The organism is Streptomyces sp. NPDC017940 (assembly GCF_044328435.1).
In the GTDB taxonomy this organism is placed as follows: Bacteria; Actinomycetota; Actinomycetes; order Streptomycetales; family Streptomycetaceae; genus Streptomyces.
Window position 1 is genome coordinate 279,258 of record NZ_JBIRHJ010000004.1, and the last position, 13,563, is coordinate 292,820.

Genomic DNA, 13,563 nt, shown 5'->3' on the forward strand with positions numbered 1-13,563 from the left:
GCGCGCCGTCGCGGGGGCGCCCCTCGACGACGTGGCCGTGGGGGCGCCGCGGCCGCGTGGGCGCGGGAAGACGGCGGAGCGGTGGGTTCAGACGGTGCCGGTGCGCCGCGCGGCGCGGCCCGAGATCTGCACGTGGTCGATGACACCGGTGGCGGCGTCGCGGTGGAAGCGCCCACCGGGCTCGTGCTTGCCGGTGGCCGGATCGACGAGATCGCACGACAGGTCGGGGTAGCAGATCAGGGGCAGCGGCAGGTCGCCGTCGACGGACAGCGTGGGGGCGCCGTCCGCGGCGAGGGTGATGCGGTACTCGGTGGGGCCGTTGTGGTACACGCCGGCGCACTCGGGGAGGGCGATGGGGTCGCCGCGGTGTGCGGGTGCCGGAGCGGTCGGCACGCGTACGCCGGTGAGCCGGGTGAGATCGTCGGCGAGGTCCTGCCACAGCGCGGTGGCGCCGCCTGCGTTGCCGGTGAAGGCGACGACCACCCCGCTCTCCGGCTCGGCCCGCAGATGGCAGGAGGTGCCTTGGGCGTTGCCGTCGTGGCCGCACCAGCGGCGGCCGTCCTGGTCGAACAGCGCGACGCCGAGGCCCCACGCGTCCGCGAGGGCGCCGGGGACCGCGCCGGGTTCGGGCTGCCGCATCCGGGCGGCGACGTCGGGCGGGAGCGCGGCGGACCGGCCCGCCAGGGCTCTTCCGAGGTCCATCAGGTCCAGGGCGCTCGCGAGCAGGGCTCCGGCCGGTGCCTCCACCGGGGCCAGGTTCTGGTGGGCGGGGCGCAGTCGCCCCGTCGCCGTGTTGACGGCGTGTCCCGCCGCGCTCGGGCGGGCGGGGACCGGGTCGCCGAGGAAGGCGGGTTCGGTGCCCAGGGGGTCGAGGAGCAGGGCCTGGACGGCTTCCTGCCAGGTCATGCCGGTCACCTGCGCCACGAGCCGGCCGGCGGCTATGTAACCGGCGTTGGAGTAGGAGAACCCGGTGCCCGGTGTGAACAGCGCGTCCCGTGCGGTGCACACGCCCGAGAGATAGCGGGAGACGGTGGTGCGGGCCGCGGTGTCGGAGTCCGGGCCCGTCGGCAGCCCGGCGGTGTGGCCCAGGAGCTGACGGACGGTCACCGCGGGTAATTCGCGCAGCTCGGGCAGGTAGGAGGCGACGGAGTCGTCCAGGTCGAGGTCGTCGTCGTCGGCCAGGAGGAGGACGGCGGCGGCGGTGTACACCTTGGTGACGGAGCCCAGCGGGACGGCCGTGTCGGCCGTGTACGCGCTGCCGGTGGCGGCGTCCGCCGTGCCGGTGTGGACGCTGACGACCTCCGTACCGGTGTCTACGGCGAGGTGGGCCCCGGGCACCCGGTGGGTGCGGGCGAGGCTGTTGAGGCGGTGCTGCAACTCCTGGCGTAGGAGCGGCGCTTGCCGGTCGACGACCGGTGTGGCGGTGGGGTAAGGCATGTGAAAAGCACTCCCGTTGGCTGTGGCTCTTGGAAGGTGACACGCCGACCGTCGGGTGGGCGGAGGCCGGCGGTGCCGATGTGCTGCCGTTAGGGCCTTTTGACCTGGACCGGCAGGTGACGCACGCCGACGATGACGGCGGGGTTCTGGTACGTGATGTCCTCATGGGACGGGATGGCGAGGTCGCGGTAGTCGTCGAGCAGCATGCGCAGCGCGATCCGTGCCTCGAGGCGGGCCAGGGGCGCGCCGAAACAGAAGTGGATGCCGTGCCCGAACGTCAGGTGGTTGGGGCTGCGGTCGATGTCGAGCGTGTCGGGTGCGGTGAAGCGGCTCGGGTCGCGGTTGGCGGCACCCAGATGGGCCATGACGAGGCTGTTGACGGGCAGTTCGTGCCCGCCGAGCACCACGGGCCGGTTGACGCGGCGTCCCAGTTCGGGGAAGGGCGGCAGCAGGCGGAGGACCTCTTCGATGGCGTTGGGCAGCCGGTCGGGCTGCGCGCGCAGGGCGGTGAGCGTGCCGGGGTTCTGGTCGAAGGCCACCAGGGCGTTGCCGAGGAGGGCGGTGGTGGTGATGTGCCCCGCGACCAGGAGCAGGGCGACGAAGCCGACCATCTCCTGGTCCGTCAGGCGCACTCCGTCCACCTCGGCGGCTATGAGCTTGCTGATGAGGTCGTCGGCGGGGTGCGCGCGGCGGTGCCTGATGTGGTCCAGGACGTAGCCGTGCATCTCGCGCACGGTCGGCGCGATGGCTTCGAGTGCGCGCTCCAGGTCGGCGGCGTCGGGCGCGTCGCCGAGCTGGTCGCCGCCGAAGAGGGTCGCGGCCCACTCCTGGAACAGCGGGTGGTCCTCCGACGGGATGCCGAGCAGTTCGGCGATCACGATGATCGGCAGTGGGTAGGCCAGGGTGTCGACGACGTCGAATCTGTCGTGGTCGGCGACGGTGTCGAGCAGGCGTCTGCACACGCCTTCGATGCGCGGTTCGAGGCCTTGCACCACGCGGGGTGTGAACGCCTGGCTCACCAGAGTGCGGAACTTGCGGTGCTCCGGTGGATCCATACCGACGAAGTTGCCCTGTGTGAAGGCTGCGAAGTCCTCCTGGGTGGGGGCGATCGGGGTCATGTCCGAGGAGTACGTCGCCTGGTCGGCGAGCACGGCGGCGACCCCTTGGTGGTCGAGGACCTGCCACACGCCCTGTGCTTCGTCGTGCCGGACCGGACCGGCCTCGCGCAGGGACCGCCAGCGGTCGGTGAGGTTGGCGAAGGGTAAAGGCGACTGTGCCGGTTCGTTGCTCACTTCTCTCCCTCGGACGGGGCGCGCGGGCAGGACGGAGCCACGGGCGGACTCCGTGTGGAACGGTCGCGTGCGGCGCGCCGGGTGGTGGGCACCGCGCGACCCGGTGCGGGCGAGGTGCCCGCCGGGGCGGGGACAGCGGGAGCCGGGCATGCGTGCCACCGATGCGTCCGCGGGCCCGCGCCCGGCCTGCGGGCGGTCCTGGCGGCCCGCACAGCGCGCACGCCCGGGCGGGCGCGGCGCTCAAGGCGTCGGTGGCGTCCCCTCCGGGACGACGGCGTTCAGCCGAACGTCACCGGCGTCGTGCGGGACGGCTCAACACGTCCGCCGCATCGTACGTCGGTGCTTCGCCCGTCCCCGAGCATGGGACAGCCCCCTTGGTGCGAACCTTGCCGACATCACAACATCCCCCAGTGAAACGTTCACGCAGCTGTTGCGCGTGTACTCCCCATGCACTTACGAACAGGTGGCGGACCCGCAGGGGCCGGACGCCCAGGGACGGGTGGGGCGGTGCGCATGTCGGCCGGACGCCGTCCGACACTCTGCCCCATGCGCACTCGAAACCACCTTCGTCCCGGTCGAACTCGGCCACAGTCTTCACGGTGGGTCACCGGATAGCAACCCCCCAAAGTTGAACGGATAGTGCTTCTGCTGCCGCACGCAGTAACCGACGAGTAGCTTCCGCGAGGCTTCAACCTCGTACGACGAGCTCGTCCGGACCGTCGTCCCTCGCGTGTGCCCCGCCCCCTCCCCCACAAACGCTCGACTTGGCAAGACGACGCGTTCCGCGCTGCGGACAAGTGACCGAAACGGCTCTGACCAGCCACGACGACCCCATCGAACCCCTTGGTGAATAGCCGTCGAACACCGGTTGACCGGTTTCCGCCGTTGACTGCCCGGTTTCGGGCGCGCGGCATTGACAGCGGCCCGACAAGTCCGTCGCGGCGGCGGACGCGTGAGCGGGCCAAGAGCGCCGCCGACCTGCCGCAAGGGGGAGCATTGGGGGCGCACAGTCACACAGCGTGCGCGGGCGCACGCCCCTGACCAAAGTAGCGTTCGCCGTGCCAAAGCCGCCCCGAACGCCCGCCCGCATGCGCTACGCCATGTTCGCTCAAAAGTTCCCACGCTCGGATGTTCCCCTTCGCGTACACCGAAACGGCCGGGAATAGCCGCTGTCGCACCCCCAATTCCTCATTGATCGCTTTCGTCCGCCGCTGTGTGGCAGGTGACGATCTCGGGTACCCCGCCGGGACGGGCCGGTGGCCGCAGTCCGGAGGGAAGCGGTTGTCGGAGAAGGGAGCTGTCGTGGGCGAGGCGGACGGACTTCGGACCTATCGGGGGAAGCGGCACTTCGACAGGACGAAGGAGCCGAGCGGTGGGCCGGCGGGGCAGCGCGGGAGCCCGCCCGAGGTGGGCGCCGAGCCCGCGTTCGTGGTGCAGATCCACGACGCGAGCACCATGCACTTCGACTTCCGCCTGGAGGTCGACGGCGTCCTGAGATCCTGGTCGGTCCCCAAGGGCCCCTCCACCAACCCGCAGGACAAGCGCCTCGCGCTCCCCACCGAGGACCACCCCCTGGAGTACGCGGACTTCGAGGGCGTGATCCCCGAGGGCGAGTACGGCGGGGGCACCGTCATCGTCTGGGACCGCGGCACGTACCGGCCGACCAGTCACGACGGGAAGAACCGGCCGGTGCCGTTCGCGGAGTCCCTGGAGCACGGCCACGCCACGTTCGCCCTGCACGGCGAGAAGCTCCGCAGGCAGTACGCGCTTACCCGCTTCCACGGCCGCGAGGAGAGGGGCGGCGGGTCCGGCGGGTCCGCGCGGAAGCCGACGTGGCTGCTCGTGCGGACCAAGTCCGGGCCAGGCACCCCCCTCGTACGGAACAGGTCCGGGCGCGGCCCGTCGGGCGGCGGCACACCCGACCCGCGGCGGGCCCGCTCCGCGCTCAGCGGCCGCACGCTGCGCCAGGTCGCTGAGGCCTCCGACGCCCCGACGTGGGACCCCGAGGGCGGGGGCGGGGGCAGCGAGCAGAACGGTGCGCGCAGCTGACCGGGCTTCTCGACGCACTGCGGCCCGGCCTTGAGGGGGGTGGCTCGGCGCCACCTGCCCGGAGACCGCTGCCGTCCGGCCTTGAGAGGCGGCGGCCCGACATCACCTGCCCAAAGACCACTGCCCCCCGGCCCTGACGGGCGATGGCTCGGCGCCACATGCCCAAAGACCACTGCCCCCCAACCCTGACAGGCGACGGCTCGACGCCACCTGCCCGGAGACCGCCGACCCGCTCGCCCGCGCAGCACTGCGCGGGCTCCGCGGTCGACGGCGGGACCGTACGCGTACACGGACGACCGGGGCCGCCCACGGCTCTCCCCTCCCCCGGCGTCAGCCGGCGCCCACCTCCAGGCGTGGCCAGTCGGCGAGGTCCCGCAGCAGTTGCCGGTCGTGCGTCGCGACCACGACGGCGGCGCTCGTGGCGCGGAGCGCGTCCGTCACCTCGTCGACCAGGGTCGACGACAGGTGGTTGGTCGGCTCGTCGAGCAGGACGAGACCGGGCCGCCCGGCCAGCGCGAGCGCGAGGTCGAGGCGGCGCCGCTGCCCCTGCGACATCCGCCCGACGGGGGTGCGCAGCGCCTCGGGGTCCAGGAGACCGAGCGCGCCGAGGGGTACGGCGTCGGCGTCACGGAGTGCTCCGTGGGCCACCAGGCGTCCCACGTGGCGGGCGTGGACCTCGCGGGCGGTGAGTGCGGGGTCCTGCTCGGGGGTCTCCTGGGTGACCCGGACGACCCGCGCCCCCGCAGCGTTCCTGACGTACCCCTCCGTGGGTTCGAGCGCACCGGCGAGCACCGCGAGCAGCGTGGACTTCCCCGCGCCGTTCGGGCCCGTGACGAGCAGCCGGTCACCGCCGTCGAGGGTGAGGTCGACGGGAGCGGCGAGGCGTCCGGCGACCGCGACGCCGTGGGCCCGCAGCTGCGGTGCGCCGGGCCGCACGCCGAGGTCGGGCCACCGCAGCGCGGGCGGCGGCTGCGGCACGTCGATCCGGTGCGCCTCCAGCGCGTCCTGCTGTCGCTTCAGGGCCTGCACGACGCCCGGCGCCCGGGACTGGCGCTGGTGCTTGCCGGTCCCCTTGTCGGGCCGCCACCCGGTGGACAGCCGGTCGCGGGCCCTGGACGCGGCCTCCCCGAGCCGCCGGTGCTCCGCCTGCTGTTCCTCGTGGTCCTGCTCCCAGCGCTCGCGCTCGCGGCGGCGGGCGTCCTGCCAGGCGTCGTAGCCGCCGGCGTACAGGCGCGGCGCGCCGTCGCGGGTCGGGTCCAGGTCGAGGAACTTGTCCGCGACGTCGCGCAGCAGCGCCCGGTCGTGGCTGACGAGGGCGAGGCCGCCCTCGTGTGCGCGCAGCCTGCGGGTGAGGAAGTCGAGGCCGTCTGCGTCGAGGTGGTTGGTCGGCTCGTCCAGGAGCAGGACGTCGTGGTGCGCGCCGAGCAGGCAGGCGAGCCGGACCCGGTAGCGCCGGCCGACCGAGAGGGTCGACAGCGGACGGTCGCGGTCGGTGCAGGCTCCGAGGGCCCCCAGGGCGACGTCGACGCGGCGCTCGGCGTCCCACGCGTCGAGCCGCGTCGCGGCGTCGAGCGCGGCGGCGTAGCGGTCGTCGGCGCCGGGGGCGCCCTCGGCCAGGGCGCGGGTGGCCTCGTCGAGTGCGGCGAGCGCCGCGAGGGACGCGGCGAGCGCCTCGGACGTCAGCGTGCCGACGGTCGCGCCGTCGCGCGCGGACAGTTCCTGGCGGGCCAGACCGATCGTGCCGGTCCGGTGCACGGTGCCCGCGTCGGGTTCGACGAGCCCGGCCAGGGCGTGCAGCAGTGTCGTCTTGCCCCTGCCGTTCTCGCCGACGACGGCGATCCGTGACCGCGCGGAGACGGTGACCGAGAGGTCGCTCAGGACCCGCAGGGAGCCGCGGGTGACGGTGATGCCTTCGGCGCGGACGTGGGCGCTGCCGCCCGCCTCGGCGGGCAGGGATGTGGCGTACGGGGTGGTCGGGGTGGTGTTCAACGGTGCTCCGCAGCTCGCAGTGGAGCCGGGCAGCGGCAACCGCCGCCCGGCGGGAACCGGAACGGCGAGCGCGATTCAGCAGAGAGAAGGCGCCGCCGTCAGCGGGCGGATCGGACCTTCTGCGACCAGATACCTCGTGCCATGTCGTTCATGCTACCTCCGCACGGTCGGGGGTGTCCGGTTTTATCGCGGGGGCGGGAGGGGCGCAGGAGGTGTGGGGCCCCGGCCTGTCAGCGCCCGTGTGCCCGCCGCGCAGCTCTCCCTCAGCTCGGCCAGTTCCGCGGCCGACAGGTCTCGGCGGGCGGCGCCGCGGCGGCTGCCGTCGAGCAGGGTGCTCGCGCGGTCCAGCCACCGTGGTGACGGCTCGACGCCGGCGAACGCGGCGAGGCGGGCCAGTTCCGTACGGGGGGCGTCGAGCAGGTCCTCGTAGGCGAGTGTCATGCGCTGGGGGGCGGGGAGGGTGTCGAGGAACCGGGCGCCCTGGACGACGAGTTCCGACCAGAGGGTGCCGAACCGGTGGAGGGGCATGTCCCGGTCGCGTACGAGGGCGGGGTCGAAGCGGTCGCCCAGCAGGGGCGCCAGATCCGGCGGCAGGGACCGTATGTGGTCGTCCGTCAGATCGCGGAGGCTGTCGACGCCGGTCCGTTCCTTGATCTCGCGCAGCAGGTTGATCGCCCGGAACCCGGGGTGGCGGCTCATGGACAGGGCGCAGTCCGGTCCGTCCCGGAACAGGTGCACGAACCTGGCGTAGGGGAAAGCGGTCCGCAGGCCCGGCGCCCGGCCCGTGGAGTAGCCGGAGCGCTCCACCACGGCGGTGCGCCCGAACCGGGCACGGAGCCAGGCGAAGAGCGCCTCGTGGTGCGCGGGCGCGGCATCGACGGGCCGGTCGAGGAGAGCTGTACGGATCTCGTCGAGGAGGCCGTCCGGATCGTCGCTGAGGTGGGGCAGCACCATGTGGGAGAGCGCGGGGATGCCGGTGGTCTCCGGTGTGTACCGGCCGGGGCGGCGGGTGTAGAGGAACTCCGGCAGCGGCAGACCGCTGCGGACCATGCGCTCGAAGTGCGGCGCGGGCCGGAACAGCGCGTCCCAGAACTCGGCGCCGGACAGCGGGCTTTCAGGGAAGGACGCGTCGCCGACCGAGGCCATGTACTCGTTGAGGCTCAGCACGTCGGGGTGGGTGTTCAGGATGCGGGAGAGAGCGGTGGAACCGCTGCGGCCCGTACCGATGACGAAGGTCAGGGGGCTCGGGGTCAAGGTCACCTTCCAGGGGGTTCGACGCGGTGGCGAGGTCCTCCCGGCCCCGGGGGGCCGGTGCGGCACGTCATGCCGTGGAGCCGGGGCCGTTGCGGTACCGGCTCAAGGTACGGGCGCACCAGCCGATGACGGAGGCGTTGACGAGGGCACCGACGGCGACGGAGACGATGAACATGGCGCTGTGGTCCGGCAGTACGAGGAGGACCAGGCTGGCGGGAGCGGTGGCGAGCAGCGGGATCACTCCGGCCATGGAGGCATCCGGGGTGTCCACGGAGCTGACGATCAGCGCCCAGACGAGCAGGCCCGCGCAGACGGCCAGGTAGCCGAGGGCGAAGGGGTTGGTCAGTACGGTGCGGTGCGTCCGGGGCGTCCGGGTCCTTGGCATGGTGGTCGGTTCCTTGGGTGTGGTGCGCACGGTGCGGTGGCCCTTCCGAACGGCGATCGGTGACAGGTGGGGCGGGCGGGGTCAGTCGTGGGGGCCCGGCGGATCGGCACGGGCGAGGCCGAGGTCGTAGGCGAGGATCGTGGCCTGCACGCGGTCGCGCAGGCCGAGCTTGCGCAGCAGCGCGTTGATGTGGGACTTGACGGTGCCGACGGTGATGTCGAGGTCGGCGGAGATCTCGGCGTTGTTCAGGCCGGCGGCGACCAGGGCGAGGACGTGCCGCTCCCGGGCGGTGAGCGCGTCGAGGGCGGCGGGGCCGGGGTTCGCGGGATGCGGTCCGGCGGCGTAGTGGCTGATGAGGCGGCGGGTCGCGGAGGGCGCGAGGATGCTGTCGCCCGCGGCGAGGGTGCGGATGGCCTGGAGCAGTTCGGGTGCGTGGACGTCTTTCAGGAGGAAGCCGGAGGCGCCGGCCCGCAGCGCGCCGAAGACGTAGGTGTCGAGGTCGAACGTGGTCAGGACCAGGACGCGGGGCGCGTCGGGGCGGCCGGTGAGGATGCGGGTCGCGGCGATGCCGTCGAGTTCGGGCATGCGGACGTCCATGACGACGACGTCGGGCCGGTGTTCCGCGGCGAGGCGTACCGCCGCGGCACCGTCCTCGGCCTCCGCCACGACGCTCATGTCGGGGGCGGCGTCGATGACGGCGGCGAAGGCGGCGCGGACGACGTGCTGGTCGTCGGCGACCATCACCCTGAGGGTCATCGGGGTACCTCCTTGCCGCGTGTCCCTGCGGTGTGCGGCGTCGGGTGGTGCGGCAGCCGGATCTCGACCGTGTCCGGTCGTGGCGTGGTGAGGGTGCCGCCGAGCGCGGCGGCCCGGGCGGTCAGGCGTTGGCGGGCCGGGGGCCGGGTCGCGCGGGGGACGCCGGTGGCGGTGAGGGTCAGGACGTCGTCCGTACGGTCGAGGGCGAGGGTGGCGGGCTCGTCACCACATGTTTCCAGGATGATCTCGGCGGCACGGTAGGTCGCGAGGTCGACCTCCGGTGACAGGGTCGCGGGGAAGCGGTCGGCGATGTGGACGTCGACCTGGCGGCCGGTGGCCCGGTACTGGTGCAGGAGCAGGTCGAGGGCCTGGAGGGTCGGCTGGGGCCGCAGGCTGCCGCTCGGCTCCTCGCCCTCTTCGCCGTTCCTGACGGTGTCGAGCAGGGCGCGCATGGCGGTCAGGGCGTGCCGGGCCCGCTCCGCCGTCTGCGGGAGGTGTCCGGCCTCGGCCTGCTCGACGACCTCGGCGGTACGGGCGAGCACGGTGGTCTCCAGACCGACGGTGATGCGGCGGCGCTCGGCGAAGGCGTGCCGGACGGCCTCGTGCGTCCAGGCGGTGAGGCTGTCCTCGTCCGCGGCCCGGGCCTGCCGGCGGCGGAGGCCGTGCCAGGTGCCGAGGATCCAGGCGGCGGCGGTGACGAGCGCCGTGCCCGCGCCGGCGGCGCCCACGACGACGGCGCCCGGTGCCGGTGAGGTGCGGGTGAGCAGGACGCCGGACACCGTGACGGCGTGCACGGCCGCGGCCGCCGCCGGGACGGTCCAGCGCGGGATGGCCCGTACGGTCTCGTACGCTGCTGACCCTCCCGGCGGGACGAGGGCGAGGGTGGGTCCGTCGGACGCGGTGTGTGCCGCGGCGGCGACGAGCGCCGCGCAGGTGGCGAGCATGCCGAGGGCGGCGGGCAGGACCGCGGGGCCGGTGTAGGGGGCTGCGGCCGTGGCCGCGGGCCACAGCACACCGAGGACGAGGAGCGCCGTCAGGGCGGTGCGCGGTGCGCGGCGCAGCCAGATCAGCGTGGTCGCCTGCGCGGTGGCGAGGAGGGCGAAGAGCACGCCGACGGAGACGTCCGCGCCCGCGGAGGCGGCGTGGTCGCGGATGACGACGGTGGGCAGCAGCGGTTGCAGGCACAGCCCGGCGGCGGCGACGCACTGCGCGAGGCGGTAGCCGCGGGGCACGCTCGCCGCCGGTCCCGCACCGGTCCGTCCGGGAAGCACGGCGTGGACGCGCCAGCCGCCCTCGGGGGTGGGGCCGGTGGTGAGGGTGCCGCCCGCTTCGCGGGCACGGCCGCGCAGGAGGTTCTGGCCGCGCCCGCCGCCCAGGCCCGCGGCCGGTGCCGCGGGGGTGCCCGCGGCCGTGGGCGGGGGCTCGTTGGTGACGGTGATCTCGGTGTGCGTGTCGCCGTAGACGCACGTCACGGTGGTCGGGGTGCCGAAGGCGTGGCGTACGGCGTTGGTCAGGGCCTCGCGGACGATGCCGTACGCGGCGTCGGCGGTGGTGCCGTCGGGCGGTGCCTGGATGTCGCAGGTGAGCGGCTGGCCCAGGGCGCGGAAGCCGGCCACGAGGCTCTCCAGACGCTCCTGGGGTGCGGGCTGCTCCTGCGGGGAGTGCGGGGCGGGGGTCTTCACCGCGCTCAGGGCGCGGGTGACCTCACGGCCGGTCTCCGCGGCGAACTCCGCTGCTTCGACCGCCAGTTCGGGGCGCTTCTCGCGGAGTTCGATGGCGGCCTCCACGGTCACGACGACCGCGGTGAGGTGGTGTGCGCTGATGTCGTGCAGTTCCCGTTCCATCCGGCGCCGCTCGGCCGCGGGCAGGCGGTGGCGTTCGGCCCTGGTACGGCGCAGGCGCTGCTCGGCGGCGTGCCGGGCGGCCCTGACGCGGCGCGCATACACGCCGGTGGCCGTGGCGGTCGCGTACAGCAGGACGGTGACCGCCAGGTCGAGGCCGTCGCGGTCGCTCAGTCCGTGCAGGCTGAGCTGGTGCAGGGCCTGCCACGCGGCGAGCGTCCCCGTGCACAGCAGGGCGGTGGGGGTGTCGCGCTCGGCGGCGACGGTGTGCAGGGCGAGGGCGACACCGGCGGTGCCGATGACGGCCACCGCGGGGGCGGGCAGGGCCTGGGCCACCGTCGCGCAGGCGGCCGCGACCAGGACGAGGGCGGGCACGGGGTGGGTGCGGCGGGTGGCGAGGGCAGCGGTGGCCAGACCGTCCGCGAGCGCGGCCGCGAGGAGTTCGGTGGCGGTGGGCGGCCGCCCTGCGACGAGCGCCGTGCCCGGCCACAGCGCGGCCTGGACGGCGAGCAGCAGGACCGGCACGTACCGGTCGTTCAGTCGTTCCATGGTGTGCCCAGGCTAGGGGTGTGACCTGGGCAGGAGCATCGGGCTTGAGGGGGAGGGGGACGTCTAACCAGAGATGGAGCCGACCGCCCGGCCGTGTCGCTGCCCCTGTCACGGCGCCCCGGGCCGGGGGCTCTGCGGGGAAGCCGGGTGCCGGTCACCGCAGAGCGCCGTCCGCACGGCGGCCCTCATGTCGTCGCTCTGCGCGTCCGTGCCGCCGGGGTCGACGTTCACCACGACGGTGGCCTGCCGCCGGCCGTCGGCGGTCGTCCCCGCCGCTGTCTCGTACCCGAGCATGTCGCCGGTGTGACCCCAGTAGCGGCCGCCGCACGGGAGGGGCCTGCTCTCCAGTCCGAGGCCGTAGGCCCGGCCGTCGGGGTTGCCCGTCGGCCGGGTCCGCGTCAGCTCCCGCTGCTGGGCGGGGTGCAGCAGCCTGCCGCGTACGAGTGCTCGCAGGAAGCGGTTCATGTCGGTTCCGCTGGAGATCATCGAGCCGCCGGGGCCCGCGACCGTCGGGTTGATCGCGGTGATGTCCACGAGCGGCGCGTCCTTGCCCGGCCGTGCGTATCCGCGTGGGTGCGGTCCCGGGATGTGCGGGGAGTCGCCCGGTACGTGGGTCGCGCGCAGGCCGAGGGGTTTGATGACGCGCCGGTGGATCTCCGTGCCGTAGGCGCGTCCCGTCACCTTCTCGATGACCATGCCGAGCAGCAGATAGCCGGTGTTGGAGTAGCGCCAGCCGGTGCCCGGCTCGAAGGTCGGGGGGTGGGCGAGCGCGATGTCCACGAGGTCACGGATGTCGTGGTGGGCCAGCGGGTCCTCCATGATGTCCCCCGGAGCGAGGTGGTCCAGGACGTCGGGCAGGCCGCTGGTGTGCTGGAGCAGCTGACGGACGGTGATCTTCCGGCCGTCGTTGCCGTGCCCGCGGACGACACCGGGCAGATAGCGCTCCACCGGCGCGTCCAGGACCACGCGGCGCTCCCCCACCAGTTGGAGCACGACGGTCGCCAGGAACGGCTTGGTCATGCTGCCGATCCGGAATCGGCTGTTGGGGTGCACCGGCGCTTGCGTCCGCATGTTCGCCACCCCGCTGGTCAGCACCGCGCTGCCGCGTCTCCCCCGCACTTCGAGCAGCGCTCCGGGTCCGCCGTCGACCGTCGTCAGCCGGTGCAGGAGTGCGCGCAACCGGGCGTGGTCGCCGCCGTGGGCTCGCTCCGCCGCGGCGTCGCGGTGCGCCGGGGCGCCCCCGGGCGGCGCGCCCGCCGTGAGGCCGATCACGACCGCCAGGGTGAGTGCGCCGCCCATCGCACGCCGCTTGTGCTGGGTCACGTGTGTCCCCTCGATCGTGAGGCAGGGATCTCGGGACGCGCGGTGCCCGCGGCGCGCCCCCGTGAGAGCACTCGGGCCGCGTCGCACCCGAAGGTGGACGCGGCCCGACTGCCCCCGTGCCTCCTACGATGCCGGTCGCGTGCGGGGCGGAGCGATGGGGCGGGCCCGAGGGCCGGTGGTGGGGTTGTCCCCCGTGCGGGGCGGCACCCGTGCCACCGGTTCCGCTCAGTCGGCTTCCGGTCCCCGGTACTGGTACAGCTCGGGCACCGACACCTTGATCGGCTCCTGCGTGGTGCGGGCGATCACGACGACCACCGGCTCGTCGGGGTCGGGGTTCTCCTCGCGGTGCGGGACGAACGGGGGCACGAGGACGAAGTCGCCGGGGTCCGCGGTGATCCGCACCTCTTGGGTGCCGTCGTGGAAGACGAACACGGGGTGACCGCTGACCACGAAGATCCCGGCCTCGGACGCTCCGTGGTGGTGGTTGTCCGTCGCGCTCAGCGGCGGATTCTCGACGCGGCCCATCCACAGCCTCTGCGAGCCGACCGTGGAGCCGCTGATGGCTGCGTAGCCGTCCAACTCGTCGGACCGGACGTGCCGTACCCGGTTGACCAAGGGTGGGTCACCGGCCGCGGCCGGTACGGTGCCGACGTTCTCCAGGGTGTTCATGCGTGGCCTCCTGAGTCGG

Annotated in this window: 10 protein-coding genes; 1 reads left to right on the forward strand and 9 read right to left on the reverse strand. The window is 73.9% G+C overall.

Annotated features, from left to right (window positions below; all coding sequences use genetic code 11):
* Nucleotides 1–87 precede the first annotated feature (87 nt).
* Both ACH4DX_RS15640 and ACH4DX_RS15645 read right to left on the reverse strand, forming a co-directional pair.
* On the reverse strand, nt 88–1,437 hold the full coding sequence (locus ACH4DX_RS15640) for a serine hydrolase domain-containing protein (protein WP_398155462.1): 1,350 nt from the start codon (nt 1,435–1,437) through the stop codon (nt 88–90).
* Nucleotides 1,438–1,526: 89 nt separating this feature from the next.
* A complete protein-coding gene (locus ACH4DX_RS15645) occupies nt 1,527–2,729 on the reverse strand; it encodes a cytochrome P450 (protein ID WP_398118982.1) in 1,203 nt (400 codons plus the stop codon).
* 1,302 nt (nt 2,730–4,031) lie between these two features.
* On the opposite strand from ACH4DX_RS15645, the gene ACH4DX_RS15650 reads away from it, so the two are divergent.
* Nucleotides 4,032–4,778 carry a DNA polymerase ligase N-terminal domain-containing protein gene (locus tag ACH4DX_RS15650; RefSeq protein WP_398155463.1) on the forward strand — a complete coding sequence of 249 codons (747 nt, stop codon included), beginning with the start codon at nt 4,032–4,034 and terminating at the stop codon, nt 4,776–4,778.
* A 330-nt stretch (nt 4,779–5,108) separates the two neighbouring features.
* Here the strand turns inward: ACH4DX_RS15650 and ACH4DX_RS15655 are convergent, their stop codons facing one another.
* The 7 genes from ACH4DX_RS15655 to ACH4DX_RS15685 all read right to left on the reverse strand — a co-directional run bounded on the left by ACH4DX_RS15655 (nt 5,109) and on the right by ACH4DX_RS15685 (nt 13,544).
* The gene (locus ACH4DX_RS15655) at nt 5,109–6,767 is read right to left on the reverse strand and encodes an ABC-F family ATP-binding cassette domain-containing protein (protein WP_398155464.1); all 1,659 of its coding nucleotides are present in this window, start codon (nt 6,765–6,767) and stop codon (nt 5,109–5,111) included.
* Nucleotides 6,768–6,950: 183 nt separating this feature from the next.
* Entirely contained in the window at nt 6,951–8,021 is a 1,071-nt protein-coding gene (locus ACH4DX_RS15660; RefSeq protein WP_398118976.1) for a sulfotransferase, read from the reverse strand.
* A gap of 67 nt (nt 8,022–8,088) precedes the next feature.
* Nucleotides 8,089–8,406, reverse strand: a complete 318-nt coding sequence (locus tag ACH4DX_RS15665) for an SCO4225 family membrane protein (RefSeq protein ID WP_398118974.1) — start codon at nt 8,404–8,406, stop codon at nt 8,089–8,091.
* An 81-nt stretch (nt 8,407–8,487) separates the two neighbouring features.
* Nucleotides 8,488–9,162 carry a response regulator gene (locus ACH4DX_RS15670; protein WP_398118972.1) on the reverse strand — a complete coding sequence of 225 codons (675 nt, stop codon included), beginning with the start codon at nt 9,160–9,162 and terminating at the stop codon, nt 8,488–8,490.
* Nucleotides 9,159–11,552 (reverse strand): histidine kinase, encoded by a 2,394-nt coding sequence (locus tag ACH4DX_RS15675; protein ID WP_398118970.1) that lies wholly within the window; start codon nt 11,550–11,552, stop codon nt 9,159–9,161. Before ACH4DX_RS15675 ends, ACH4DX_RS15670 begins: the two co-directional genes overlap by 4 nt.
* A 108-nt stretch (nt 11,553–11,660) precedes the next feature.
* Complete coding sequence (locus ACH4DX_RS15680; protein ID WP_398118968.1) at nt 11,661–12,875, reverse strand: serine hydrolase domain-containing protein; 1,215 nt, start codon at nt 12,873–12,875, stop codon at nt 11,661–11,663.
* A gap of 225 nt (nt 12,876–13,100) precedes the next feature.
* Nucleotides 13,101–13,544, reverse strand: coding sequence for a cupin domain-containing protein (locus ACH4DX_RS15685; protein WP_398118966.1), 444 nt, complete (start codon nt 13,542–13,544; stop codon nt 13,101–13,103).
* Between the last annotated feature and the right edge of the window lie 19 nt (nt 13,545–13,563).